23 protein-coding genes are annotated in these 25,707 nt (G+C 70.0%); 15 read left to right on the plus strand and 8 right to left on the minus strand.

Annotated features, from left to right (window positions below):
- Positions 1-165: 165 nt before the first annotated feature.
- Entirely contained in the window at positions 166-654 is a 489-nt protein-coding gene (locus ACFWQG_RS04140) for a nuclear transport factor 2 family protein (RefSeq protein WP_378506312.1), read from the minus strand.
- A 75-nt stretch (positions 655-729) separates the two neighbouring features.
- The gene (gene speG / locus ACFWQG_RS04145; protein ID WP_378506313.1) at positions 730-1,251 is read right to left on the minus strand and encodes a spermidine N1-acetyltransferase; all 522 of its coding nucleotides are present in this window, start codon (positions 1,249-1,251) and stop codon (positions 730-732) included.
- Between the two features lie 113 nt (positions 1,252-1,364).
- Here speG and ACFWQG_RS04150 point away from each other — a divergent pair, with 113 nt between their 5' ends.
- The 15 genes from ACFWQG_RS04150 (at position 1,365) to ACFWQG_RS04220 (ending at position 16,895) form a co-directional block, all read left to right on the plus strand.
- On the plus strand, positions 1,365-1,973 hold the full coding sequence (locus tag ACFWQG_RS04150) for a TetR/AcrR family transcriptional regulator (RefSeq protein ID WP_378506314.1): 609 nt from the start codon (positions 1,365-1,367) through the stop codon (positions 1,971-1,973).
- The gene (locus ACFWQG_RS04155) at positions 1,973-3,631 is read left to right on the plus strand and encodes an FAD-binding dehydrogenase (protein ID WP_378506315.1); all 1,659 of its coding nucleotides are present in this window, start codon (positions 1,973-1,975) and stop codon (positions 3,629-3,631) included. The genes ACFWQG_RS04150 and ACFWQG_RS04155 overlap by 1 nt, the downstream gene beginning before the upstream one ends.
- Positions 3,632-3,762: 131 nt before the next feature.
- Entirely contained in the window at positions 3,763-3,996 is a 234-nt protein-coding gene (gene secG / locus ACFWQG_RS04160) for a preprotein translocase subunit SecG (protein WP_378506316.1), read from the plus strand.
- A 483-nt stretch (positions 3,997-4,479) separates the two neighbouring features.
- On the plus strand, positions 4,480-4,935 hold the full coding sequence (locus ACFWQG_RS04165; RefSeq protein ID WP_378506317.1) for a tellurite resistance TerB family protein: 456 nt from the start codon (positions 4,480-4,482) through the stop codon (positions 4,933-4,935).
- A 120-nt stretch (positions 4,936-5,055) separates the two neighbouring features.
- Positions 5,056-5,631 (plus strand): TerD family protein, encoded by a 576-nt coding sequence (locus ACFWQG_RS04170; RefSeq protein WP_378506318.1) that lies wholly within the window; start codon positions 5,056-5,058, stop codon positions 5,629-5,631.
- Positions 5,632-5,801: 170 nt separating this feature from the next.
- Positions 5,802-6,377 (plus strand): TerD family protein, encoded by a 576-nt coding sequence (locus tag ACFWQG_RS04175; protein ID WP_378506319.1) that lies wholly within the window; start codon positions 5,802-5,804, stop codon positions 6,375-6,377.
- 79 nt (positions 6,378-6,456) lie between these two features.
- Entirely contained in the window at positions 6,457-7,575 is a 1,119-nt protein-coding gene (locus ACFWQG_RS04180; RefSeq protein WP_378506320.1) for a DUF475 domain-containing protein, read from the plus strand.
- A gap of 84 nt (positions 7,576-7,659) precedes the next feature.
- Positions 7,660-8,292, plus strand: a complete 633-nt coding sequence (locus ACFWQG_RS04185) for a Tellurium resistance (RefSeq protein WP_378506321.1) — start codon at positions 7,660-7,662, stop codon at positions 8,290-8,292.
- A gap of 203 nt (positions 8,293-8,495) precedes the next feature.
- Positions 8,496-9,671: a hypothetical protein gene (locus ACFWQG_RS04190; protein WP_378506322.1), complete on the plus strand. Its 1,176-nt coding sequence runs from the start codon at positions 8,496-8,498 to the stop codon at positions 9,669-9,671.
- Positions 9,668-10,870: an HpcH/HpaI aldolase/citrate lyase family protein gene (locus ACFWQG_RS04195; RefSeq protein WP_378506323.1), complete on the plus strand. Its 1,203-nt coding sequence runs from the start codon at positions 9,668-9,670 to the stop codon at positions 10,868-10,870. Before ACFWQG_RS04190 ends, ACFWQG_RS04195 begins: the two co-directional genes overlap by 4 nt.
- Positions 10,867-12,162: a phosphoribosyltransferase family protein gene (locus ACFWQG_RS04200; RefSeq protein ID WP_378506324.1), complete on the plus strand. Its 1,296-nt coding sequence runs from the start codon at positions 10,867-10,869 to the stop codon at positions 12,160-12,162. The genes ACFWQG_RS04195 and ACFWQG_RS04200 overlap by 4 nt, the downstream gene beginning before the upstream one ends.
- Positions 12,159-13,286 (plus strand): cysteine protease StiP family protein, encoded by a 1,128-nt coding sequence (locus tag ACFWQG_RS04205; RefSeq protein WP_378506325.1) that lies wholly within the window; start codon positions 12,159-12,161, stop codon positions 13,284-13,286. The genes ACFWQG_RS04200 and ACFWQG_RS04205 overlap by 4 nt, the downstream gene beginning before the upstream one ends.
- 41 nt (positions 13,287-13,327) lie before the next feature.
- Positions 13,328-14,146 carry an HAD family hydrolase gene (locus tag ACFWQG_RS04210; RefSeq protein ID WP_378506405.1) on the plus strand — a complete coding sequence of 273 codons (819 nt, stop codon included), beginning with the start codon at positions 13,328-13,330 and terminating at the stop codon, positions 14,144-14,146.
- Positions 14,143-15,315 carry a TerD family protein gene (locus tag ACFWQG_RS04215; RefSeq protein WP_378506326.1) on the plus strand — a complete coding sequence of 391 codons (1,173 nt, stop codon included), beginning with the start codon at positions 14,143-14,145 and terminating at the stop codon, positions 15,313-15,315. The genes ACFWQG_RS04210 and ACFWQG_RS04215 overlap by 4 nt, the downstream gene beginning before the upstream one ends.
- A gap of 26 nt (positions 15,316-15,341) precedes the next feature.
- Positions 15,342-16,895 (plus strand): TerD family protein, encoded by a 1,554-nt coding sequence (locus ACFWQG_RS04220; protein WP_378506327.1) that lies wholly within the window; start codon positions 15,342-15,344, stop codon positions 16,893-16,895.
- A gap of 21 nt (positions 16,896-16,916) precedes the next feature.
- Here the strand turns inward: ACFWQG_RS04220 and ACFWQG_RS04225 are convergent, their stop codons facing one another.
- The 6 genes from ACFWQG_RS04225 to tkt all read right to left on the minus strand — a co-directional run bounded on the left by ACFWQG_RS04225 (position 16,917) and on the right by tkt (position 25,655).
- A complete protein-coding gene (locus ACFWQG_RS04225; RefSeq protein WP_378506328.1) occupies positions 16,917-18,725 on the minus strand; it encodes a TerD family protein in 1,809 nt (602 codons plus the stop codon).
- Between the two features lie 414 nt (positions 18,726-19,139).
- Complete coding sequence (gene pgl, locus ACFWQG_RS04230) at positions 19,140-19,886, minus strand: 6-phosphogluconolactonase (RefSeq protein ID WP_378506329.1); 747 nt, start codon at positions 19,884-19,886, stop codon at positions 19,140-19,142.
- 59 nt (positions 19,887-19,945) lie between these two features.
- Positions 19,946-20,854, minus strand: coding sequence for a glucose-6-phosphate dehydrogenase assembly protein OpcA (opcA, locus tag ACFWQG_RS04235; RefSeq protein WP_378506330.1), 909 nt, complete (start codon positions 20,852-20,854; stop codon positions 19,946-19,948).
- A gap of 28 nt (positions 20,855-20,882) precedes the next feature.
- A complete protein-coding gene (gene zwf / locus ACFWQG_RS04240) occupies positions 20,883-22,427 on the minus strand; it encodes a glucose-6-phosphate dehydrogenase (protein WP_378506331.1) in 1,545 nt (514 codons plus the stop codon).
- A gap of 6 nt (positions 22,428-22,433) precedes the next feature.
- Positions 22,434-23,546, minus strand: a complete 1,113-nt coding sequence (tal, locus tag ACFWQG_RS04245; RefSeq protein ID WP_378506332.1) for a transaldolase — start codon at positions 23,544-23,546, stop codon at positions 22,434-22,436.
- Between the two features lie 6 nt (positions 23,547-23,552).
- The gene (gene tkt / locus ACFWQG_RS04250; protein WP_378506333.1) at positions 23,553-25,655 is read right to left on the minus strand and encodes a transketolase; all 2,103 of its coding nucleotides are present in this window, start codon (positions 25,653-25,655) and stop codon (positions 23,553-23,555) included.
- Positions 25,656-25,707 lie beyond the last annotated feature (52 nt).

A 25,707-nucleotide genomic window follows, 5' to 3' on the forward strand; every position in this document is an offset into this window, starting at 1 on the left:
GGCAGGTATCGAGAGTGCCTCTGGGGGGTGGCTGGGGGGGTCCTCTTCGTGGAGGGCGCCTAGGCCTCGGTGTTGGATCGCCCCTTTTGTGTCCCCCCCCCCCCCCCACCGGCGTTCACGGGTCGGCGGCGCGTACGGGGGGTACGGACGCGTCGGCGTGCGGCGCTATGGCCTCGGGCCGAGGCCCAGTTCACGCAGCCGGGCGTCGAACGCCTCGATCCGGGCGGTGTCCTCGTAGAAGTCCTCCTGCTCGACGATGCGACCCCACCTGGTGCGGACCTGCAGGATGGTCCTGTTTCGGTAGGCGACGGTGCCGTCGGGCGCGAGCGCATGGTCGTTGAAGCGGACGAGGATCGTCATCCGCCACGGCGGCCCGCCGAAGTAGGCCTCGACGATCTCGCCGCGCAGCCCGGCGTGGACGAAGCTCTTCAAGAACTCCTCGATCGCGTCCCGGCCGGCGTGCACCCCCGCCCACCGGTGATCGCCGTCCGCGAATCGCAGCACCGCATCGCGGTGGTACGAGCGCAGCAGCGGCCGGTGGTCGCCCGCGTTGAGGGCGTCGACGTTCCGCTTGAACTTGACCAGCAGCATCCTGAGCAGCACGTAGCGGCCGGTGAATGCCGTCGTCGCACCGGCCGCGAACCACGCTCTCATGACTGTCAGTGTCCCTCATTGGGGAGCGGCCTGTCAGCGGCTTCGGGGGCGAGGTGGCCGCGGCCCCGCTCGGGCCTACCCGGCGAGGAAGTCGCGCTGGAAGATGCCCATCCGGGTCGCGTCGCGGTAGCGCCCGGCGGCGAAGAACTCCTCCCGCAGCACTCCCTCGACGGTGAACCCGACCTTCTCGTAGATGTGCACCGCGGCGTGATTCTCGGTGTCGACGAGCAGATACACCTTGTGCAGATTGAGCACCCCGAACGCGTGGGCGAGGACCTTGCGGGTCGCGATGCCCGCGTAGCCCCTGCCCTGGTTGCCGGGTGCCACGATGATCTGGAACTCGCAGTTCCGGTGGATGTAGTCGATCTCCACCAGTTCCACCAGCCCGACCGCGTCGCCGCCGGATTCGATGACGAAACGCCGTTCCCGCTCGTCGTGGATGTGGCGGTCGTACAGCTGGGTCAGTTCGGCGAGCGACTCGTACGGCTCCTCGAACCAGTACCGCATCACCTGGGAATCGTTGAACAGCAGGTGCACGAACCGCAGGTCGTCGCGTTCGAGGGGACGCAGGTGCACGATCGTCGAGGTGTCGGCCACGGGGTCGAGGGTATCGGCTTCCCGCGCGGTGCGGCCGCCGCGCCGCGCGGCGGCGCGACCGGAATGTCCGGAGTTCCGCCTCCCCAGCCGCTCGATACACTAGTGTATCGAGCATGGCCAGGAGTCGAGCGCAGACCCGGGAACGGCTGCTCGCCGCCGCCCTCGACGCGTTCGCCGAGGAGGGTGTCGGCCGCGCCACCGTCGAACGGGTCTGCGAGCGTGCGGGATTCACCCGCGGCGCGTTCTACTCCAACTTCGGTTCACTCGACGAACTGTTCCTCGCGATGTGGGAGCAGCGGTCAACGGCCATGCTCGCCGACCTCCGCGCCGCCGTGACGACGGCCATGACAGCGGCGCTGCCCGACGGCCCACTCGACCTCGATCACGCGGCCGCGCGCATCCTCGACGCGATCCCGGTCGACGACCGGTGGTACCGCGTCACCGCCGAGTTCACCGCGCACGCGCTGCGCAACCCGGCCCTCAAGCCGGTCATGGCCGCCCGCGAGGCGGCGATCCAGGCGACGATCATGCCCATCGTCGAGTCCGCGCTCACCCGAGCAGGGCGCCGCATCCTCAACCAGCAGGCGCTCGGCCGCGCGCTCGTCGCGGTCCACGACGGCACCTCCAGCCAGGTGCTGATGGAACCGGACGACCCCCGAGTATCCCGTGCACGTACCGACCTGTTCGTCCATGTGCTCCGCAGTTACAGCGAGGAGAAGTGATGTCCGAGACAGCCGATGTCATCGTCGTCGGGGCCGGCCTCGCCGGCCTGGTCGCCACCTACGAACTGACCCGGGCGGGCAGAACCGTCCTCGTCGTCGACCAGGAGAACGAGGCCAACCTCGGCGGTCAGGCGTTCTGGTCGCTTGGCGGACTGTTCCTCGTCGACAGCCCCGAGCAGCGCCGGATGGGCATCAAGGACTCCTACGAACTCGCGCTGCAGGACTGGCTCGGCAGCGCCGGGTTCGACCGGGACCGCGAGGACCACTGGCCCCGGCAGTGGGCGCGTGCCTACGTCGACTTCGCTGCCGGTGACAAGCGCGCCTACCTGCACGAGCTGGGCCTGCGGGTGATGCCGAACGTCGGCTGGGCCGAGCGCGGCGGCGGGCTCGCCACCGGGCACGGCAACTCGGTGCCCCGCTTCCACATCACCTGGGGCACCGGCCCCGAGGTGGTGCGGGTGTTCCTCGAGCCGGTGCTCGACGCCGCAGCCCGCGGGCTGGTCACCTTCCGGCACCGGCATCGGGTCGACGAGCTGATCGTGGAGAACGGCGCCGCGGTCGGCGTCCGGGGCGCCGTCCTCGCCCCGGCACACGAACCTCGCGGTGTCCGGTCTAACCGGGACACCACCGGGGAGTTCGAACTGCGTGCGCAGGCCGTGATCGTCACCTCCGGCGGCATCGGCGGCAACCCCGACCTGGTGAAGCGGAACTGGCCGGTGGAGCGTCTCGGTCGCGCGCCGGAGCGGATGATCACCGGCGTCCCCGCCCACGTGGACGGCCGGATGCTCGGCATCACCGAGGACGCGGGCGGCAACATCGTCAACCGGGACCGGATGTGGCACTACACCGAGGGCATCATCAACTGGAACCCGATCTGGCCCGACCACGCGATCCGGATCATCCCCGGCCCCTCGTCGCTGTGGCTCGACGCCACCGGTACCCGACTGCCCGTCCCACTGTTCCCCGGTTTCGACACCCTCGCCACGCTCAAGTACATCCTCGGCACCGGCCACGACCACACCTGGTACATCCTGACCCAGTCGATCATCGAGAAGGAGTTCGCGCTGTCGGGTTCCGAGCAGAACCCCGACATGACCGGCAAGGACCTCAAACTGCTGCTCGGCCGGGTCAAAAAGGGTGCGACCGGGCCGGTTGAGGCGTTCAAGCAGCACGGCGAGGACTTCGTCGTCCGCGACAATCTCCGCGACCTCGTCGACGGGATGAACGCCATCAACCCCGGCCCGCAGCTGGACTACGAGCAGGTCGAGCGGGAGGTGATCGCGCGGGACCGGGAGGTGGACAACGCCTACTCGAAGGACATGCAGATGATGGCGATCCGCAACGCCCGCGCCTACCCGGCGGACAAGGTGGTGCGCGTCGCGAAACCGCACAAGCTGCAGGACCCCGAGCACGGCCCGCTGATCGCGGTGCGCCTGAACCTGCTCACCCGCAAGACCCTCGGCGGGCTCGAGACCGACCTCGACTCGCAGGTGATCCGGCCCGACGGCACCGCGTTCGACGGCCTGTACGCCGCGGGCGAGGTCGCGGGGTTCGGGGGCGGCGGCGTGCACGGCTACAACGCGCTCGAGGGCACCTTCCTCGGCGGCTGCATCTTCTCCGGGCGCAGCGCAGGCCGCGCCCTGGCCCGCCGCCTCTAGTGCGCTTCGCGCCCGTGCGCGATTCGTACCCCACCCGGGGTACGAATCGCGCACGGCCCGCTGCCCGGCGTCGGGTAGGCTGGGACGACTTGTGGCCACCACCGTTTCGTGAAGGGCAGCGTACCGCCGAGATGAGACTTTTCCTGGACATCCTGCTGATCGTCACCAGCCTCCTGCTGGTACTGCTGGTGCTGCTGCACCGCGGCAAGGGCGGCGGCCTGTCCAGCCTGTTCGGCGGCGGCGTGCAGTCCAGCCTGTCGGGTTCCACGGTGGTCGAGAAGAACCTCGACCGGCTGACGGTCTTCACCGCCGCGATCTGGCTGATTGCGATCCTCGGCATCGGCCTCGAGATCAAGTTCAGCTGACCTGGCGGCGCGCCCGTCCAACTACCGCAGGTTCGCGACACCGTCGCGTCCGGCGATGATCCCGACGCTTCCCTGATCCACACCCTCGCCGCCCCGGACCCCGCGCCGGGCGGGGGGATTTTGGCGTACCTCCGACACGCCCTGTGCGGGGCCCGCTCTCGGCCAACGCCTTCGGTCGAAGCACCGGACCGTTGTGGTGAGTGGGGTGTCAGTCGTTTGTGTCGGATTCGCGTGAAATATCCTCTTCGGTAAGTGGGACTTCCAGGTCGGCGAGAACCGGGTCGGCGGACGGGACGGACGCGGCGCCGGGGGTACGGCGGCCACGGAAACCCGGTGGGGTACAGCAGGTAGACGCATTCTCGACGTAGGCGCGGTCTCAGTTCGGATGCCGGCCTCCGTCGCGCAACCGCGTGTTCATCCGCACCCGCGACAGTGCTCACCCATGCGAACGACACGTTGACCGCGACCACAACAGGAGGACAGATGGGATTCTGGGACCAGCTCAAGGCGAAGACTCAGGAACTGAACGGGCAGCTGCAGACGAAGACCGCCCAGTTCAAGAACAAGGAGTTCGCGAACGGCTCGATGGCCATGTGCGCCTTGATCGCCGCGGCCGACGGCAGGATCGACCCGTCCGAGCGCCAGAAGACGGCGGCGCTGATCATGTCGAACGAGTCGCTGAAGGTGTTCACCCCCGACGAGCTGCGCGAGAAGTTCGACTGGTACTGCGACAAGCTGGCTGGCGATTTCGACTTCGGCAAGGTCGAGGCCACCGCCACGATCGGCAAGCTCAAGTCCAAGCCCGAGCAGGCCCGTGCGGTGATTCAGATCGGCATCATCATCGGCGGCGCGGACGGCAACTTCGACCAATACGAGAAGAACGCGGTCAAGGAAGCATGCTTCGCGGTCGGCATCGACCCCGGCGAGTTCGACCTCTGATCGTCGCATCGGCCGTCGATCGACCGCACACCGGCCACCGGCCGGAAGGTGCACCTACGACGTCGGTTTCCGGAACACGCCGGGAACCGTGACAGCACAACGAGTCCAGGAGGACCAAACATGGGCGTGAGCCTGACCAAGGGTGGCAATGTCTCGCTGACGAAGGAGGCCCCCGGGTTGACCGCGGTGGCCGTCGGTCTCGGCTGGGACCTGCGCACCACGACCGGGCAGGACTTCGACCTCGACGCGTCCGCGATCGCGCTGGGTACCGACAAGAAGGTCGTCTCCGACCAGCACTTCGTGTTCTTCAACAACCTCAAGTCCCCCGACGGAGCGATCGAGCACACCGGCGACAACACCACGGGTGAGGGCGACGGCGACGACGAGATCATCAAGGTCGACCTGGCCGCCGTGCCCGCGACCATCGACTCGATTGTCTTCCCGGTGTCGATCTACGACGCCGACAACCGCAGCCAGTCGTTCGGCCAGGTCCGTAACGCCTACATCCGCGTCGTCAACCAGGCCGACAACTCCGAACTGGCCCGCTACGACCTGTCGGAGGACGCGTCCACCGAAACCGCGATGGTGTTCGGCGAGCTGTACCGCAACGGTGCCGACTGGAAGTTCCGCGCCGTCGGCCAGGGCTACGCGTCGGGACTGTCGGGCATCGCCCGCGATTTCGGCGTCAACGTCTAGCACGTGACACGCGGGTGGCGGCGCACCGAGGAAAACGGTTGCGCCGCCACCTGTCCCGGGGCCAGCGCAGTCGCCCCTCTCGTGCCGTAGCACCGTTCGCACCATTCCGAGACGGGGGACGTCGTCGTGCGGTCCCCCTTCCCGGCTCACCACTTTCGGATGGAGATTCCATGAGCGTGTCACTCGCCAAGGGCGGCAATGTTTCCCTGTCGAAGCAGACGGCGAACCTGACGTCGATCACCGTCGGACTCGGCTGGGATCAGCGCACCACCACCGGCGCCGCCTACGACCTCGACGCCTCGGCGCTGCTGACCGGAGCAGAGCGCAAGGTGCTCTCGGACAGCCACTTCGTGTTCTACAACAACCTCAAGTCCCCGGACGGTGCGGTCGAGCACACCGGCGACAACCTCACCGGTGAGGGCGACGGCGACGACGAGTCGATCAACATCGACCTCACCGCCCTCGACCCGAAGGTGACGAACATCTTCTTCCCCGTCTCGATCCACGACGCGGTCGAGCGCGGACAGTCCTTCGGCCAGGTCATCAACGCGTTCATTCGCGTCGTCGACCGCAACACCGGCATCGAACTGGCCCGCTACGACCTGTCGGAGGACGCCTCCACCGAGACCGCCATGATCTTCGGCGAGGTCTACCGCAACGGTGCCGAGTGGAAGTTCCGTGCCGTCGGCCAGGGCTACGCATCCGGTCTGGCGGGCATCGCCCGCGACTACGGCGTCAACATCTGACGTTCCACTTCTCGGTGGTGCCCGAGCCGCAGTGACCCGGCGCCGCCACTTCATTCCCCATTGAGAAAGGCCACCTCCCGTGGTACTCCGCACATTCGGCATCTCCATTGTCGTCACTGTCGTCTCCCTGGTGGTGGCGTTCCTCTACGGTGGACCGCAGGCACTCCTGCTGTGCCTGATCCTCGGCATCTTCGAGGTCTCCCTCTCGTTCGACAACGCGGTCATCAACGCGACCGTCCTGCGCCGGATGAGCGAGTTCTGGCAGAAGATCTTCCTCACGATCGGCATCGTCATCGCCGTCTTCGGCATGCGACTGGTGTTCCCGCTCGTCATCGTCTGGCTCGCCTCCGGGCTCGGCCCGATCGCGGCCCTCGACCTGGCACTCAACCCGCCGGCCGACGATGCCGCCTACTTCCCGGACGGGTCACCGAGCTACGAAACCCTGATCACCGACGCGCATCCGCAGATCGCGGCCTTCGGCGGCATGTTCCTGCTGATGCTCTTCCTCGGTTTCATCCTCGAGGAGAAGGAGATCACCTGGCTGTCGTGGATCGAGCGGCCGCTCGCCAGGATCGGCAAGCTCGATCAGCTCGACGTCGTCATCGCCGTAGGTCTGCTCGTACTCACCGCGGTGTTCATCGCCCCGGCCGACGAGACATCCACCGTCATGATCGCCGGTGCGCTGGGCATGATCACCTACATCGCCGTCAACGGCCTCGGTGAACTGTTCAACGTCGCAGAAGAGGACGAGTCGACGGGACGGTCCGGACCGACCGAGCTGGCGAAGGCCACCGGCAAGGCCGGCTTCTTCCTGTTCCTCTACCTTGAGGTTCTGGACGCGTCGTTCTCGTTCGACGGTGTGATCGGCGCGTTCGCGATCACCTCGGATCCGATCATCATTGCGCTCGGCCTCGGTTTCATCGGCGCCATGTTCGTCCGCTCGCTCACCGTGTACCTGGTGCGCCAGGGAACGCTGTCGGAGTATGTGTATCTCGAGCATGGTGCGCACTGGGCGATCGGTGCCCTCGCGCTGATCCTGCTGTATTCCATCGGAACCCACGTCAACGAGGTCTTCACCGGCCTGATCGGCGTTGTCCTGATCGTTGCTGCCCTGGTCACCAGCGTCATTCGCAATAAGCGCGGTGCCGACACCGGCGGTGACCTCGATCCGGACGATCGCGCCGCGGTCAACGCCTGACCCGCTGGCACCACCCGCGCTACTCGCCGCCCCACCCCGCAGGCCGGGGTGGGGCGCGACATCAACCAGACAAGGAGTCGCACCATGGCGATCAACCTGAACAAGGTGACCCTCGACAAGGCCACCCCCACCATCTCCCTGGCGAAGTCGGGTGACGGCCAGGGCACGATGCGCGTGAACCTGAACTGGACCGCCGGAGCAGCGGCGCCCGCGGGCAAGGGCTTCCTGGCGAAGCTCAAGGCAGCGGCGGCGCCGAGCATCGACCTGGACCTCGCGGCGATGTACGAGCTGGCCGACGGCTCCGTCGGCGTGGTCCAGGCGCTCGGAAACTCGTTCGGCGCATTGAACCAGCGACCGTTCATCCACCTCGACGGCGACGACCGCAGCGGCAGCAACACCGCAGGGGAGAACCTCCACATCAACCTCGCCGACATCAGCAAGTTCCGGCGGATCCTGATCTTCGCGTACATCTACCAGGGTGCGCCGAACTGGTCGCAGGCCAACGGTGTCGTCACCCTGTTCCCGACGTCGGGACCGCAGGTCGAGGTCAAGCTCGACTCGGCGGACAACCAGGCCATCTCCTGCGCGATCGCGATGTTGCAGAGCAACGGTCGCGAGCTGACCGTCACCCGCGAGGTCCGCTACGTCCGTGGTGCGCAGAAGGAAATCGATGAGGCGTACGGGTTCGGCATGAACTGGACCGCTGGCCGCAAGTAGCAGGCGAGCAGCCCGGCCAGGGTGTGGGCAGGCGTGTCTGAGGACCGCCCGCCCACACCGGGCACGGCCTTCCCTTGAAAGGATCCGTTCACCTCGTGATCACCCCGACTCGCGGCGCCAACACGACCAGGATCGCAACCATGCGGGCACTCCGGGCCGCCCCGAACCAGCGCCGATAGCAGCGGACCGTGGCCAGGACATTCATGCGTCGACTCTTCGCAGGCGACTCGGGCGACGACCCCGCCGCCGCCGACGCCTACAGCGCGATGACGACGGCATTCCTGCAGTCCGATCAGCTGATCACCGACATCGAAAGCGGTGTCGCGGCGGCCCGTGCAACCGACCCGACGGGCCAGGCGACGCAGCAGTGGGCACCGATCAGGGAACAGCATTCCGCGGCGACCGCGACCTACCTCCAGTTGCAGCGATCGGAGCCCGATTCGCCGTACCAGGCCGCGTCGGTGTACCAGGAGTGCACTCGCTCCCTGGACCGGGTGTGTGCCGAGATGATCCGGTTCCGGGACAGGTTCAGCGACGCGCTCGGCCGGGCCCGCGCGGTGCAGCAGCTCGCAGCCAACGCATCACAGCAGGCACGCGCCGACGCGAATGCTGCCGTCACCGCGCTCGACCGCACGGAGAACCTGCCGTTCCTGCAGTACCCGTCGGTGATCGCCGCCGTCGACGTGCTGGCGGGGCAGGTCCGCACACTCGACGCGGTCACCAACAGCGCCGACGAACGGGACGCCGCGGCCGCGGTGACCGACGCGGCCGCAGCCGTGCACGCGCTACTCGCGGCGGCCCCGGGCCGCGGCGCCGAGGCGCAGAATGCTGTCCGGTCGATCGCGACCCGGATCAGTGCGGTCGCGACCCGCGCCGACCAGCTGGGGCCTGCCCGGTCGGCGTTGCTGCGCGAGTTCAGTGCCGCCTGCTCGAACGACCTGGTCGACAACGACCGGATCGCCGCATCCGCGGCGGCCGCCGCCGAGCAGGAGGTGGCGGCCGCCCGCGGCGAGATCGCCGCTGGCCGGCCCGAAGCCGCGCTGGCGCACTGCGCGTCGGCGCGTGACCACCTGCGGGAGGCCGACGCCGCCGTGGATGCGGTCACCGACCGGCTGCGGTCCCTGCGCGAGGTCCGCGCGAACCCCGCCCGGACGGCGGACACGGTGCGGTTCCGATTGCGGGACGCGCAACAGCTGGCGATGCAACGCGACCTCGTCGGCGAATGGGGGTCGGTCCTCGACGCCCAGGTCGACCGCATCGACCGCGCGTGTGCCGCACTCGACGGGGTGCATCCCGACTACTGGACCTACACGACCGACCTCGAGGCGATCGAGCGCTTCATCGTCGGGGTCGTCGACCGCATGAGAGGACGCGGATGACCCGCCACCTTGACACCCCCGATCTTCGGATTGGGCAGGCGTTGCACCACTTTCACCACCTGGACCCGCTGACCCGGGACCAGCTGTTCCTGCGCCAGCCGACCCCGTTCACCGACACCGACACCCGGGAACGGTTGGCCGTCGCCCTCGGTGCCACCCTGTACGTGCCGGGGAACCGACCGGACCTGGCCGACACCATCATTCGCCGGTGCGCCGAGGGGGTGATGTCGATGGTCATCGACCTCGAGGACGCGGTCGCCGACGACCAGGTCGACGCCGCCCTCGCCGGCGCGGTCGCCGCACTCGACGCCCTCGCCGCCACCCCGGCCCGCGGGATGCTGCTCTTCGTTCGGGTCCGCACCGCCACCGAGATCCGCGCCGTCACCGCGGCGCTCGGCGCCGGAGTCGAGGCACTGACCGGGTTCGTGATCCCGAAGTTCACCGCCGCCACCGGAGCCGGCACCCTGAACGCGGTGCGGGAGGCGTCGGAGACCCTCGGCAAACACCTGTACGTGATGCCGGTCCTCGAATCCCCGGTGCTGGCGTACCGGGAGGCCAGGGACACCGAACTGCAGACGATCGCCGCGCTGCTCACCGAGCATCGGGAGCGGGTGCTCGCGGTGCGGGTCGGGGCCACCGACATGTGCGCACTGTTCGGGATCCGGCGCGACCGCGACCTGACGATCTACGACGTGCGCGTCGTCTCCGATGTGATCGCCAGCATCGTCAACTATCTCGGCCGCACGGACGGCACCGGGTTCGTGATCACCGGCCCGGTGTGGGAGTACTTCGCCGACCACGAACGCATGTTCCGGCCGCAACTGCGGGAAACCCCGTTCGCGGAGCACGACGCGGTGCGGTTCCGCCAGCAACTCGTCAGCCGCGACCTCGACGGCCTGCTCCGGGAGATCGCCCTCGACCACGCCAACGGCATCCAGGGCAAGACCGTCATCCACCCCTCGCACATCGCGCCGGTGCACGCGCTGGCCGCGGTCACCGCCGAGGAGTACCACGACGCGGTCGACATCCTCGGCGGCGACACCGGCGGGGTCCTCGCATCGGGATACGGCAACAAGATGAACGAACTCAAACCGCACCGGGATTGGGCACAGCGGGTTGCGCTGCGCGCGTCGGTGTTCGGCGTGACCAACCCGGGAGTGACCTTCGTGGACCTGCTGACCGCCCTGGCGGCCCGATGACCACCACCACGGCCACCGGCATCGCACCGGCGTGGGCGACCGCACAGTTCGGCCTCGCCCTCCACGACAGCGACACCGACACCGATTCCCGGTGGCGGGTCACCGATCTCGTGCGGCCCGGACTGCGCCGCAACCCGCGGCGCGCGCACCTGCTGGTGTCCACCGTCCTCGGCAAGCACGTGCCGACCGACCCGGCGCGGGTGCGCGCGGCCGCGGACGCCCTCGCCGATCGGGTGGTCACCGTTCTCGGTGGCGACGCTTCGGCAGCGGTCGTCCTCGGATTCGCGGAAACCGCGACCGGTCTCGGGCATGCGGTCGCCGCCCGGATGGGTGCCGCCTGCTACCTGCACTCGACCCGCCGCCGCACTCCGGGCGTCCCGGTCCTGGGCGGGTTCGAGGAGGGGCATTCGCACGCCACCTCGCATCTGCTGCAGCCGACCTCCCCGGACCTGTTCACCGGTGATGCGCCGCTGGTCCTCGTCGATGACGAGATCTCCACCGGCGCCACCGCCGTCGACGCGATCCGGGCCCTGCACCGGATCGCGGCCCGCGACCGGTACGTGATCGCGTCGCTGGTCGACATGAGCGAACCCCACCACCGGGCGGCGATCGACGTGGCCGCCGCCGAACTGGGCGTGCGGATCGACCACGTCGCGCTCGCCGCCGGTCGCACCGAACTCCCGGACGGGCTCACCGAGCGGGTCACCGCCCTCGCCCCGCCCGTTCTCAACCCGGCAGGCGACCCGGCGGGGGACACGGTGGTCGTGCCGGTCGGCTGGCCGGCGGACCTGCCCGACGGCGGCCGCTACGGCATCCTCGACGCCGACGCCGACGCGTTCACCGCCGCCGTCGCGGCGGCCACGGACACGCTCGTACCGCACCTGGACCCGGCACGCCCGGTGATCGTGATCGGGCACGAGGAGCTGATGTACCTGCCGCTGCGGATCGCCGAACACCTCGCGGACGCCGGGTTCGCCGTCCGCTACCAGACCACCACCCGATCCCCGGCCTACGTCCACGACGATCCCGGCTATCCGCTGCGCCGCGGCTTCGAGTTCCACGCCCCGGAACCGGATCCCGACGCCCGCCGCTACCTGTACAACGCGACCTGGCCCGGCCCGGGGCCGGATGCGCAGCTGCTGATCGTGATCGACACCCCCGCCGACACCGCCGAGCTGCGCTCTCCCGGTGGGCTTCTCGACGTCCTCACCGCCGCCAGCCACGACGTCGTCGTCGCTGTCGTCCCGGCCACCGACCACCACGCCCTCACCGCAGCGAGGAACCGCCCATGACCACCATCCCTGTCGCGCCGCCGCCGTTGACCGGACCCGGCTTCGGCTCCTACGCCGCCGACGAGGTCGCCTGGCTGCTCAAGGACCTCTCCGCCCTCGACCTCGAGGCCGACCTCGCCGAACGCGAGCGGGCCATCCAGGCGGGGACCGCGCACTACGCCGAGTCCCTGCCCGTCGAATACCAGCCCGACGCCGCCTACCGGGACCTGTTCGACACCGCCCTTGCCGACTCCGCGGCGCGTCTCGCGCACGCCGTCGGCACCGTCACCGAACTCCTCGTCGCCGAACGCGGACCGAACCTGACCCTGGTGTCGCTGGCGCGGGCCGGTACCCCCGTCGGCGTCCTGATCCGCCGCTGGGCCACGCGATTCCATCAGGTGTCGTGGCCGCACTACGCGGTCTCGATCGTCCGGGGCCGCGGCATCGACACCGTCGCCCTCGACCACATCACCGGCCGCCACGACCCCGACTCGGTGGTGTTCGTCGACGGCTGGACCGGCAAGGGTGCCATCACCCGCGAACTCACCGCCGCACTGGACGCCTACGCCGCCGCCGGGGGTCCGCGCCTGTCGGACGACCTCGCGGTCCTCGCAGACCCCGGCCACTGCGTGCGCACCTACGGCACCCGCGACGACTTCCTCATCGCGTCCGCCTGCCTGAACTCCACCGTCTCCGGACTGGTGTCGCGCACCGTCCTGAGCGACCGGCACATCGGGCCCGGCGAATTTCACGGCGCCAAGTTCTACCGCGACCTCACCGGCCAGGACGTGTCGAACCGCCTGCTGGACACCGTCACCGCCGAGTTCGACGCCGCCCACCCTGCGGCCGTCACAGCCGCCGGTGCGATCGCCGCGGGGGACCGGACACCGTCGTGGACGGGATGGGCGTCGGTGGACGCGGTCCGTGCCGAGTACGGCATCGGCTCGGTGAACTTCGTCAAACCCGGTGTCGGGGAAACCACCCGCGTCCTGCTGCGCCGCATCCCGTGGAAGGTCCTCGTCCGCGACGCCGACGCCCCCGAACACGCCCACATCCGGATGCTCGCCGCCGCCCGCGACGTCCCCGTCGAGGTGGTGCCCGACCTCGCGTACTCGTGCATGGGCTTGATCAAGGAGCAGCCGTGACCGCACGTTCGTCGCTGGTGGCCACCGACCTCGACCGCACCATGATCTACTCCCGCGCCGCCGCCGGGGCCGACCAGTTCGCGGCGACCGCGCCGGTGTGCGTGGAGATCTACGACGACGCGCCGCTGTCGTACATGACCGCCGCCGCCCACACCCTTCTCGCCGACCTGACCGCGCGCACGGTGGTCGTGCCCACCACCACCCGGACCCCCGCCCAGTACCGGCGGATCGACCTGCCTGGCGGCCCGTACCCGTACGCGGTCACCAGCAACGGCGGCGCCGTCCTCGTCGACGGCCACCCGGACCCGGTGTGGCGGCAACGGATCGACCGGATCGTCGCCGCCGCAGGCCCGCCGGTCACCGCGGTCGTCGACGCACTGCGCACCCGCATCGACGACGGCTGGGTGCGCAGCCTGCGGACCGCCGACGACCTGTTCTGCTACCTCGTCGTCGACACCGCCGCCCAACCCGACGACTTCGTCGCCGCCTGGCGGGCGTGGTGCGCGCCGCGCGGCTGGAACGTCTCCCAGCAGGGCCGCAAGATCTACACGATGCCGAACGCGGTCACCAAGAGCGCCGCCCTGCGCGATGTCCACGACCGCCTCGTCGCCGACGGCGCACTGCACGCGGGCAGCCGGGTCCTCGCCGCCGGTGACGGTGTCCTGGACATCGACCTCCTCGAACACGCCGACGCCGCGATCCGCCCCCGCCACGGCGAACTCGAGGACACCGGCTGGCAGCACCCGGACGTCGCCGTCACCGCGGCCAGCGGTATCGCCGCAGGCGAGGAGATCCTCACCTGGTTCCACCACCACACCGCCCCCACCGAAGCACTGCTCCCGCAAAGGAAGTCGACGTGACCCACCAGCTGACCAAAGGCCAGAACGCGCCCCTGCAGACCGACACGATCGTCGTCTCCGTCGCCCTGTCGACGCAGGCCGACGTGTCCGCGCTGCTGCTCACCGAATCCGGGAAGGTCCGCACCGACGCGGATTTCGTCTTCTTCAACCAGCCCACCGGCCCCGGTGTGCAACTGGTGAGCGGCGCCGCCGGGACGAACCTGCGGATCACCACCGGTCAGATCCCCGGCGACATCGATAAGGTCCGCGCGATCATCACACTGGACGATTCGGGTTCCTCGTTCGGCCAGTTCCCGGCGCCGACCGCGCACGTCGCCGACGCGTCCGGGGCTCCGCTGTTCGAGTACTGCATCGACGGGCTGTCCAGCGAGTCCGTCGTCATCGCCCTCGAGATCTACCGCCGCCAGGACACCTGGAAGGTGCGGGCGGTCGGGCAGGGATACGCCGGTGGGTTCGCGGCCCTGGTCACCGACCACGGCATCACCGTCGACGACGCACCCGCACCCGCACCGACCCCGCCCCCGGCGCCCGCACCGCAGCCCGCACCCGCCCCCGCGGCGGCGCCCGCCGAGGTCAACCTGACCAAGGGGCGTCCCGTCAGCCTCGCCAAGGGGCAGAAGGTGAACCTGCGCAAGGACGGTGGTGTCGCGCTGACGATGGTGAAGATGGGTCTCGGCTGGGATCCGGTGGAGAAGCGCGGCATGTTCGGCAGCCGCGCCGTCGACATCGACCTGGATGCCTCCGCCGTCCTGTTCGCCGACGACCAGATCGTCGACGTCTGCTACTACGGGCAGCTCCGCTCGAAGGACGGTTCGATCCACCACCAGGGCGACAACCTCACCGGCGCCGGGGACGGCGACGACGAGGTGATCAACGTCGACCTCACCCGCATCCCCCCGTACGTCACCACCGTCCTGTTCATCGTCACCTCCTACAAGGGGCAGACGTTCGCGCAGGTGCAGAACGCGTTCTGCCGGCTCGTCGACGCCACCACCAGCAGCGAACTCGCCCGCTACACCCTGCACGGCGGCATGCCGTTCACCGGCATGGTGATGGCCAAGGTGTTCCGCGGCCCCGACGGCTGGAAGCTGCAGGCGATCGGTGACGGCATCCAGGCCAGGCATGCCGGTGAGGCCGCACCGCACCTGGTGCCGTTCACCCGGAACTGAGCACACCCGACCGAGGAGGAACGACGGTGCAGCTGACCCGCGGGCAGAACTCCGTGCTGCCGACCACGACACTGCGGTTCACCGCCACCGGTGACATCGCACTCGACGTGTCCGCGTTGGTCACCGACGCTGGCCTGCAGGCACTGTCGTCCGAGGACTTCGTGTTCTACAACCAGCCGCACACCCGCGGTGTCCGGATGGGGGAGGGCAGCGTCGAGGTCGACCTCGACGCTGTCCACCCCGACGCCAACGCGGTGCTGTGCATCGCCAGCGTCGACCCCCTCGCCGGAGCCGGGGCCGTCGTCACCACCGTCACCGCCGTCCTCACCGACCCGGCGGGGACACCGGTCGCCGGCTGCGACATCGATTGCCGGTCCGCCGAAACCGCGGTGATCTGCTGGGAGCTGTACCGGCGCGGCGGGAAGTGGAAGGTCCGGGCCGTCGGCCAGGGCTACGCGGACGGGCTCGCTGGCCTGATCACTCACCACGGTGTCGACGTCGACCGCGGGGACACCGAACCCGAACCCGCCCCGCCGGCCCCAGCGCCCGCCACCGGCGAGTACGGGCCGATCGAACCACTCGACCCGAACCACATCATCGAACGATTCACCATGATCTTCGAGGACGCGGCCCGCAGCGCCGGTGCACTGATCGCCGCCCGCCGCTTCGCCGAAGACCGTCTCGACCGGGAACTGACCGACGCGGTCGCCGACCCGGCCACCCGCAACAGCGCCCACACCGCGGGCATCCGCGACCAGGCCCGCCGCCGCCACGACACCGTCGTCGCCGACGCCGACGCTCGCTACCGCGGCGACACCGGGCACCTGGACACCGAACTGCGCACGATCGGCCCGCTGTTGCCGCGGTCGTTCGCCGACTGGGACGCGCCCGCCTGGACCGCGGGCACCCCGGAACCCGGTCCGGCCGACGGGATCCGGATCGGTGATCTGTCCGCGCCCGAGTGCGGACCGCTCCGGGTCCCGGTCTGCCTGCCGTTTCCGCTGCGGCGGCCGCTGCGCATCGTCGGCGCCGACACCCCGGCGACCGCGTCCGTCACCGCCGCCGCCGTCCTGCGGATCCTGGCCGCCGACCCGAACATCGTCCTTGACGTCGTCGACCTGTCCGGTGGGCTCCGCCCGCTCACCGACGGATTCGCCCACCGCGGGGGAGTCACGATCACCCGGGCCGATGACATCGGCCCCTACCTCGACACCACCGCGGCGGCAGCCGAACTCGCGCTCCTGGACCGCGGCACCCCGCACGGCGCCCCGCCGCAGCCGCGGTTGATTGTGCTCGACCACTTCCCGTACGGATACGACCCGAGGCGGCTACCGGCCATCGCGTTCCTCGCCGAACACGGCCCGGCGCTGGGGGTGGTCACCGTCCTCGTCACCGACGATCTCGCCGCGGTCGAACGGATCCACCCCGACCTGCCGCGCGGCAGCTACGCCCTGCCCGTGGCGGGCGCCGACGACTGGCGCGACCCCTGGACCTCGACCCCCTGGACGTTCACCGCCGACCGCGCCCCCGCCGACACCGGCCGGGTCGTCGACGTCCTCGCCCGCACCACGAGACGGTAGGCCGGTCCGGGGCGGGGGAGCTCAGTCGTCCTCGACCTCGAGGCCGTAGCCGGTGGCCATCGCCGCCAGATCGTCGTCGTGGCCCTGGCCGACGGCACGAATCCGCCAGGCGCCGTGCCGCCGGTAGATCTCGGTGAGGATCATGGTCCGCTCGACGGTGCCCGCGTCCAGCACGAACGTCGCGAAGGTGTGGTCCGGGCCGTCGACGCTGACCGCGACCGCGCCAAGATCACCGAAGGTGCGGCCACCCTCGATCGCCGCGGCGATCACGACGCGGTGGCAGTCGTCGGGCAGCGCCGCGAGGTCGACCCGGACGCACTGCTCGCTGCCGCCGTCGATGGAGAGCACGACCGCGTCGTCCCCGTCGGTGGGATTGTTGTAGAACACGAAGTCCTGATCCGAGTCCACCCGCCGGTCGTCGCCGAGCAGGAAGGCGACGACGTCGACGTCGAACTCGTCGCCGACGCTCTCCGCCCGCCACGACACGTTGACGGACCACACCGTCGGTGTCGCGGGCAGGTCAACCGTCTGCCCGCGCAGCAGGATCGGCGCGGACACCCGCGACTCGTGCCGCATGTGCGGCGGGACGAACCCGGAGGTGATCCCGTCGGTCACGTCGGACTCCCGAATCACCGGCAGTCCGCGTGCCTCGACCCGCGGCATCCGCCGATCGGCGCCGCCGCCCGACAACACCAGCACGTCGGTGACGGCGGCGGTGAGGTTGAGGGACGGGCGGGCACCGAGTTGGATGATGCGAGACCGCATCATCACGCACTCCAGGTGTGTTCCGCCCATCAGCAGGATCCGGCGACCCCGCCATGCAGCACCGGCACGGGAGGCCGCCGGTGCTGGCGCGGGATGCACCACCTCGACCTGGTTGCCCGGTGGGGCGACCGCGGCCCGCGTCGCCTTCGGCTGACCCGGGACGACCCTGGTCAGGAGCCCGTCCAGCTGCGCCTCGGAGATGATCGGGATGCCCTCCGCGGCAGCCCGTCTCACCTTGGCGTGCGGCGACTGCGGATCGTCGCAGACGACGACGCTGGTGTGGCGGCTCACCGAGTTCATCACGTCGAACCCGGCCCCGGACAGGGCGGCGGCGATCGCGGGCCGCGGTGCACGAGTCGGTCCGCTGACGACGATCCTCATGCCCTGGACGAGACCGACCGCCGGGTCGAACCGACCCGGATTCCGGTACCCGGACGGCACCCGCTGCACCTGCTCCGGACGCATCGCCACGCGTCGCCCCGCACACGCGACGACGGGGAGGGGCAACTGCAGCGCTTCCGCCAATGACACGCTGCGCGTGAACACCTCGGTGAGAACGCGGGCGTCGTCGAGGGCATCGTGTGCGTGGAACTGGGGCACTCGCCAGTAGTCCGCCAGGGTGGCCAGCTGATGATTGGGGACGTCGAGTTCGAGTCGCCGCGACAACGCGAGCGTGCACAACCGATTCTCGATCGGTGTGCGCACCCCGGCGCGCTGGAACTCCGCGTCCAGGAACCCGTAGTCGAACGACGCATTGTGCGCGACCATCGTCCGGCCGGCCAGGAGTTCGGCGAGCTCGGCGGCGATCTCGCCGAACTGGGGCGCCCCCGCCAGCCTGCCTGCGGTGAGACCGTGGATGTCGACGGCTCCCGGATCGACGCCCGGATTCAGCAGCGTGGAGAATTCCCGTTCGACGGATCCGTCCTCACGCAACACCACGGCCGCCACGCTGAGGACCCGATGCGACGCCGCATGCATGCCGGAGGTCTCGGTGTCGACCACCACCCACCGGTGGCCCGTCGATACGTCACGAGAACCGGTCTCGCGCGCCGCCACGCTCGTCATTCGCTACCTCCGATGTGTGCCACTGCTGTGGAATCCCCGGCAATCATCGCCGATACCGCAGACCTGTACCGCCGCGCCCCGGCCCGGACCCGGATGATGCCGCTGCCGGGTGATCCGAATCCCCGGGTACCCGGCCGCTGAACCGGCGTCTGATCAGGGGGAGTCGGAACCGAGGCGGTGGTGCCCGCGTCAATTCAGGTAGCAGCAGCGTCGATCCAGGAAACGACACGGGGCGGGGACCACCATGGAGCAGTGCACTCGAACGCGGGACTGGCGCACGGGCGTCCGTGCATCCGCATACGCGCGGAGCGCGCCGCGCAGCCGTTCGCTGCTCCGTGGCATCCGGGCGGATGCGGCGCCGCGCGAGACGAATCCGATTGCCGCGGACGAGGAGCCGACCCGGGAGTGAACTCCTCAGGCAGGCAGGTTCGCGGCCGCCGCCCGGTCAAGGAACCAGACGGTCTCCTCGGCCCCGAGCGCACCCGCGGCGGGGATGTCGACGGTATCCGCACCCGCGATCGCGGCGGCGACCGCGTCCGCCTTGTCCGCGCCGGCGACCAGCAGCCACACCCGCCGCGACCGGCGCACCGCGGGCAGGGTGAGGGTGACCCGCTCGGCGGGCGGCTTGGGGGAGTCGGTGACACCGACGACGAAGCGGTCCGCTTCCCGGACCGCATCGGTGTCGGGGAACAGCGAGTTGACGTGTCCCTCACCGCCCATGCCGAGCAGGTGCACGTCGAACTCCGGGATCGGTCCGCCGCCCGCGTGGGCGGCGAGGAGATGCTCGTATGCGTGCGCGGCCGCGTCCGGGTCCCCCGCGTAGGCGCCGTCCCCGTACGGCATCGGGTGCAGCCGCGCGGACTCGACGGGGACGTGGTCGAGCAGCGCGTCGTGGGCTTGCACCTCGTTGCGGTCCGGATGGCCGCGCGGGACGAAACGCTCGTCGCCCCAGAACACGTCGACCCGTGACCAGTCGATCGCACCCGAGTCCGCCCGCAGCTTGCGCAGCAGCCCGATCCCGTTGCCGCCGCCGGTGAGGACGACCGACGCGGACCCCCGTGCGGCCTGAGCGTCGACGATCACCTCGACGAATCGGCGCGCGGCGGCCGAGGTGAGGGCGTCGGAATCGTCGTACGTCTGCACGGTCACGGAGTCAGTCATGGCGAACACCCTATTCGCTGGGGTCTCTCAGGGGGAGGACCGTTTTCGAGTCGAAGGACCTACCCGAACTCGACGCGGGCGAGCCCGGCGAGCGCGGCATGGTAGATCTCGTCCGGATCCAGCCTGCGCAGATCCTCGGCGAGGCAGTCCCGGGTCTCCCTGCGCGCCAGGGACACCAGCGAGTCCGGTGCCCCGGTCCGGCTGAGGGTCGCCGTCTTCCCGGTCTGCGGCCTGCTCAGGGCGATCGTTCCGCTGGTGCGGTGCAGTTCGATCCGCAGGTCCCCGGCCAGTCGGCGCACCGGGCCGTCGATTCGGCTGGCGAGCCACCCGGCGATCAGGTCGACCGCCGGTTCGGTGGGCAGCCCCGACACGGTCGCCGACAGCAGTGGCTGGTGCGGCGGCTGATCCAGGGCGGACGTCAACAGCGCCCGCCACGGGGTGGCGCGCGCCCATGCCAGGTCGGTGTCGCCCGCGGTGTACGCCTGCAGGCGGGACTTGATCGTCGTCGCCGGGTCGGGTGCGCCGGTGGCGTCGGTGATCCGCCGAATGGCCAACCGCCCCAGCGGATCACGTGCGGGAACGGCGGGCGGCTTGTCGGGCCACCACGCGACGACCGGGGTGTCCGGCAACAGGAACGGGATGACGACGCTGTCCTCGTGCCCGGCGAGCTCGCCGTACAGGCGCAGCACCACGACCTCGGAGGCTCCGGCGTCGCCGCCGACCCGGATCTGCGCATCCAGCCGGGACTCGCCGTCCCGGTCACCGCGAGTGACCACGATGACGCGACACGGGTGTTCGCGGCTCGCCTCGTTGGCGGCCTCGATGACCGACTCGGCGTTCTCGTCGTCGTCGGTGCTCACCACCAGCGTCAGCACCCGCCCCAGCGTGACGGCGCCACCGGTCTCGCGGATCTCGACGAGCCGCTTGTTGACGGCGCCGGTCGTTGTTGCGGGGATGTCGATGATCACGAGTGGAATTCTCCCATCAGGAGCGGCGTCACGGCCGCCGCCATTCGCGTCCGGTCCGGCGGAGCATCTCGTGCGCCGACTCCGGACCCCAGGTACCCGCCTCGTACGGGTCGGGTTGTCCGCTCGCCGCCCAGTGCTCAAGCACCGGGTCGAGGATCTTCCACGACAGTTCAACCTCGGCGTTGACCGGGAACAGGGACGGCTCGCCGAGCAGCATGTCCAGGATCAGCCGCTCGTACGCCTCGGGGGACGACTCGGTGAACGCCTGCCCGTAGCTGAAGTCCATGTTGACGTCCCGGACCTCCATCGAGGAGCCGGGCACCTTGGACCCGAACCGCATCGTGACGCCCTCGTCGGGCTGCACCCGAATCACCAGCGCGTTCTGCCCGAGTTCCTCGGTCATGGTGGCATCGAACGGCAGGTGCGGTGCCCGCTTGAACACGACGGCGATCTCGGTGACCCTGCGGCCGAGCCGTTTACCGGTGCGCAGGTAGAACGGCACGCCTGCCCAGCGGCGGGTGTCGACCTCGAGGGTGATCGCGGCGAACGTCTCGGTCGTCGACTCGGGGGAGAAGCCCTCCTCCTCGAGCAGGCCGACCACCTTCCGTCCGCCCTGCCAGCCGCCCGCGTATTGACCGCGGGCGGTGGTCTCGTCGAGGGGTTCGGCGAGCCGGGTCGCGGACAGCACCTTGATCTTCTCCGCCTGCAGTTCGGCGGGTTCGAAGCTGACCGGCTCCTCCATCGCGGTGAACGCGAGCAGCTGCAGCAGGTGGTTCTGGATGACGTCCCTGGCCGCGCCGATGCCGTCGTAGTAGCCTGCCCGGCCACCGAGACCAATGTCCTCGGCCATCGTGATCTGCACGTGGTCCACGTAGTGGGCGTTCCAGATCGGGTCGAACAGCTGGTTCGCGAACCGCAACGCCAGGATGTTCTGCACCGTCTCCTTCCCGAGGTAGTGGTCGATGCGGAACACCGAATCCTCGGGAAAGACCGTGTTGACGACGGCGTTGAGCTCCTTCGCCGAGTCCAGGTCGTGGCCGAACGGCTTCTCGATCACCACCCGCCGCCACTGGTCCGCGACCGGCTGCGCCAGCCCCGACCGCGACAGCTGCTCGCACACGGTCGGGAACGCCGCGGGTGGGATCGCAAGGTAGAAGGCGTGATTGCCGCCGGTGCCGCGTTCGGCGTCGAGCACGGTCAGGGTCCGGGTCAGCTCCGCGAACGCGGCATCGTCGTCGAAGCTGCCCTGCACGAAGCGGATTCCCTCGGAGAGTCGGTCCCACACCTCCTCACGGAACTCGGTGCGGGCGTGCTCGCGGACCGCGTCGTGCACGACCTTGCCGAAGTCCTCGTTCGCCCAGTCGCGGCGGGCGAACCCGACCAGCGCGAACCCCGGCGGCAGCAGGCCCCGGTTCGCCAGGTCGTACACGGCGGGCATCAGCTTCTTGCGCGCCAGGTCGCCGGTGACCCCGAAGATCACCAGGGAGCACGGGCCCGCGATCCGCGGCAGTCGCTTGTCTCGCTCGTCGCGCAGCGGATTGATCCACTCCTGCGCGGCTCCCGTGCTCCCCATCGCCATCTACGAGGCCGCGGTGAGGGACGCGGCGGTGGCCTCGAGGAGCTCGTTCCAGGAGACCTCGAACTTGTCGACGCCCTCCGACTCGAGCTTGTCGAAGACGTCACCCAGGTCGACCCCGACCCCGGCGACCGCGTCGAAGACGTCCTGCGCGGCGGCCGCGGTGCCGGAGATCGTGTCGCCGGTGACGACGGCGTGGTCGGCGACCGCGTCGAGCGTCTTCTCCGGCATCGTGTTGACCGTGTTCGCGGCGACCAGTTCGGTGACGTACAGGGTGTCCGGGTAGTCGGGGTTCTTCACACCCGTCGACGCCCACAGCGGACGCTGCACCCGCGCACCGGACGTCGCGAGCGCGGCAAACCGGTCGCCGGACTCGAAGACGTCCTGGTAGGCCGCGTACGCGAGCCGGGCGTTGGCGACGCCGGCCTTGCCGCGCAGCGCCAGCGCCGCGTCGGTGCCGATCTGCTCCAGCCGGGCGTCGATCTCGGTGTCGACACGGGAGACGAAGAAGGACGCGACCGAGTGAATCGTCGACAGGTCGTGCCCGGCGGCCTTCGCCGCCTCGAGGCCTGCCAGGTAGGCGTCGATGACCGCCCGGTGCCGGTCCACGGAGAAGATCAGCGTCACGTTCACGCTGATACCCTCCGCGATCACCCGGGTGATCGCGGGCAGGCCCGCGAGGGTGGCCGGGATCTTGATCAGCAGGTTCGGCCGATCCACGATCTTCCACAGCTCGATCGCCTGCGCAACCGTGCCGTCCGTGTCGTTGGCCAGCCGCGGATCGACCTCGATCGAGACCCGGCCGTCGACGCCGCCGGACGCCTCGTGCTGCGGCGCCAACAGGTCGCAGGCGTTGCGGACGTCGTCGGTGGTGAGCGCGCGGACCGTGTCGTCGACGTTCGCTCCGCGGCCGGCGAGCTCGTGCAGCTGCGCGTGGTACTCCGGGCCCTGGAGCGCGGCCTGGAAGATCGACGGGTTCGTCGTCACGCCGACCACGGACTTCTCCGCGACCAGCTGCGCGAGGTTGCCCGTCTCGAGTCGGTTGCGGGACAGGTCGTCGAGCCACACCGAGACACCGGCGGCCGACAGTGCGGCGAGATTCTCGTTCTGTGCCATGGCAATTCAGCCCTTCACTGCGGTGATTGCGCGGCGGGCCGCGGCCGTCACGTTCTCGGCCGTGAACCCGAACTCGCGGAACAGGGTCTTGTGGTCGGCGGAGGCGCCGAAGTGCTCGATGGACACGGCCTCGCCCGCGTCGCCGAGCAGTCGCCACCACGGCATCGCGATCCCGGCCTCGACGGAAACCCTGGCGCGGGTCGCGGGCGGCAGCACCTCATCGCGGTACGCCTGGTCCTGCTGGAGGAACCAGTCCAGGCAGGGGACGGACACGACCCGGGTGCCGATGCCGTCGGCCTCGAGGGCGGCGCGGGCCGCCACGGCGAGGTGCAGCTCGGAACCGGTCGCGAGCAGGATCACCTCGGGAGTTCCGGTGGCGGAGTCCTCAAGCACGTACGCGCCCCGCTTGACGCCCTCGGCTGCCTTCTCCTTCGTGCCCTCGAGCACCGGGATGTCCTGACGGGTCAGGGCGAGCGCGGTCGGCCCGGTGGTGTGCTCAAGCGCGTACCGCCAGGCCTGCGCGGTCTCGTTGGCGTCACCGGGACGCAGCACCGACATGTTCGGGATGGCGCGCAGTGCGGCGAGGTGCTCGATCGGCTGGTGCGTCGGGCCATCCTCGCCGAGACCGATCGAGTCGTGCGTCCACACGTAGACGGCGGGGGTGCCCATCAGCGCCGCGAGCCGGACCGCTGGCCGCATGTAGTCGCTGAACACCAGGAACGTGCCGCCGTAGGGGCGGGTCGGACCGTGCAGCGCGATGCCGTTGAGGATCGACCCCATCGCGTGCTCGCGGATGCCGAAGTGCAGCGTCCGGCCGTACGGCTGCGCGGTCCAGTCCTTCGTGGAAATCGATGTCGGACCGAACGAGTCGGAGCCGTCGATGGTGGTGTTGTTGCTGCCCGCGAGGTCGGCGGACCCACCCCACAGCTCCGGCAGGATCGGGCCGAGGGCATTGAGCACCTTGCCCGAGGCCTTGCGGGTGGCTGCGCCCTTAGCGTCCGGCTCCCAGGTGGGCAGCGCGTCGGTCCAGCCTTCCGGGAACTCCCCGGCGTCCAGGCGGTCGAACAGCGCCTTGCGCTCGGGCTCGCGGGCGGCCCAGGCGTCGAACTCGCCCTGCCAGGCGGCGTGGGCGGCCGCGCCGCGGTCGAGGACCTCCCGCGCGTGCGCCAGGGCGGCCGGGTCGACGTCGAAGCTCTTCTCCGGGTCGAAGCCGAGGGCCTTCTTCACCCCGGCGACCTCCTCGGCGCCGAGCGCGGCACCGTGCGCGTCGCCGGTGTTCATCTTGGTCGGCGCCGGGTACCCGATGATGGTGCGCAGCACGATGATCGACGGCCGGTCGGTGACCGCCTTCGCGGCCTCGACCGCATCCAGCATCGCGGAGACGTTCTCGCCGCCCTCGACCCGCTGCACGTGCCAGCCGTACGCCTCGTACCTCGTGGCGACGTCCTCACCGAACGCGATGTGGGTGTCGTGCTCGATGGAGATCTCGTTGTCGTCGTAGAAAACGATCAGGTTGCCCAACTGCTGCACGCCCGCGATCGACGACGCCTCCGAGGTGACGCCCTCCTGCAGGTCGCCGTCGGAGGCGATCACGTACACGTGATGGTCGAACGGGCTGGCGCCCGCGGCGGCGTCGGGGTCGAACAGGCCGCGCTCGCGCCGCGCCGCCATCGCCATGCCGACGGCCGACGCGAGACCCTGACCGAGCGGTCCGGTGGTGATCTCGACGCCGGTGGTGTGCCCGTACTCGGGGTGACCGGGCGTCAGCGACCCCCAGGTGCGCAGCGCCTCCAGGTCGGCCAGCTCGAGGCCGTACCCGGACAGGTACAGCTGCAGGTAAAGGGTGAGGCTGGAATGCCCGCAGGACAGGACGAAGCGGTCCCGGCCGACCCACTCCGCGTCCGCGGGGTCGTGGCGCATGATGCGCTGGAAGAGCGTGTAGGCGAGCGGGGCGAGGCTCATCGCGGTGCCGGGGTGGCCGTTGCCGACCTTCTGCACGGCGTCGGCGGCGAGGACACGCACGGTGTCGACCGCCTTGGTGTCCAGGTCGGTCCAGTCGCCGGGGTGCACCGGCTGGGTGAGGACGCGGATCTCGTCTGTGATCGACACGAGCTTCAAGTCTCCTGACATCGGGTGATCGGCACGGTGACGGCGGGACGGA

The sequence above is a fragment of the Rhodococcus sp. NPDC058532 genome (assembly GCF_042719255.1).
GTDB lineage: Bacteria > Actinomycetota > Actinomycetes > Mycobacteriales > Mycobacteriaceae > Rhodococcus_G.

What these genes read in the sequence shown, in the direction of transcription:
- ACFWQG_RS04140 (WP_378506312.1), bottom strand. Translation starts at nt 654, where the DNA reads ATGAGAGCGTGGTTCGCGGCCGGTGCGACGACGGCATTCACCGGCCGC.
- ACFWQG_RS04150 (WP_378506314.1), top strand. Translation starts at nt 1,365, where the DNA reads ATGGCCAGGAGTCGAGCGCAGACCCGGGAACGGCTGCTCGCCGCCGCC.
- ACFWQG_RS04155 (WP_378506315.1), top strand. Translation starts at nt 1,973, where the DNA reads ATGTCCGAGACAGCCGATGTCATCGTCGTCGGGGCCGGCCTCGCCGGC.
- secG (WP_378506316.1), top strand. Translation starts at nt 3,763, where the DNA reads ATGAGACTTTTCCTGGACATCCTGCTGATCGTCACCAGCCTCCTGCTG.
- ACFWQG_RS04165 (WP_378506317.1), top strand. Translation starts at nt 4,480, where the DNA reads ATGGGATTCTGGGACCAGCTCAAGGCGAAGACTCAGGAACTGAACGGG.
- ACFWQG_RS04170 (WP_378506318.1), top strand. Translation starts at nt 5,056, where the DNA reads ATGGGCGTGAGCCTGACCAAGGGTGGCAATGTCTCGCTGACGAAGGAG.
- ACFWQG_RS04175 (WP_378506319.1), top strand. Translation starts at nt 5,802, where the DNA reads ATGAGCGTGTCACTCGCCAAGGGCGGCAATGTTTCCCTGTCGAAGCAG.
- ACFWQG_RS04185 (WP_378506321.1), top strand. Translation starts at nt 7,660, where the DNA reads ATGGCGATCAACCTGAACAAGGTGACCCTCGACAAGGCCACCCCCACC.
- ACFWQG_RS04190 (WP_378506322.1), top strand. Translation starts at nt 8,496, where the DNA reads ATGCGTCGACTCTTCGCAGGCGACTCGGGCGACGACCCCGCCGCCGCC.
- ACFWQG_RS04195 (WP_378506323.1), top strand. Translation starts at nt 9,668, where the DNA reads ATGACCCGCCACCTTGACACCCCCGATCTTCGGATTGGGCAGGCGTTG.
- ACFWQG_RS04200 (WP_378506324.1), top strand. Translation starts at nt 10,867, where the DNA reads ATGACCACCACCACGGCCACCGGCATCGCACCGGCGTGGGCGACCGCA.
- ACFWQG_RS04205 (WP_378506325.1), top strand. Translation starts at nt 12,159, where the DNA reads ATGACCACCATCCCTGTCGCGCCGCCGCCGTTGACCGGACCCGGCTTC.
- ACFWQG_RS04210 (WP_378506405.1), top strand. Translation starts at nt 13,328, where the DNA reads ATGATCTACTCCCGCGCCGCCGCCGGGGCCGACCAGTTCGCGGCGACC.
- ACFWQG_RS04225 (WP_378506328.1), bottom strand. Translation starts at nt 18,725, where the DNA reads ATGACGAGCGTGGCGGCGCGCGAGACCGGTTCTCGTGACGTATCGACG.
- pgl (WP_378506329.1), bottom strand. Translation starts at nt 19,886, where the DNA reads ATGACTGACTCCGTGACCGTGCAGACGTACGACGATTCCGACGCCCTC.
- zwf (WP_378506331.1), bottom strand. Translation starts at nt 22,427, where the DNA reads ATGGGGAGCACGGGAGCCGCGCAGGAGTGGATCAATCCGCTGCGCGAC.
- tal (WP_378506332.1), bottom strand. Translation starts at nt 23,546, where the DNA reads ATGGCACAGAACGAGAATCTCGCCGCACTGTCGGCCGCCGGTGTCTCG.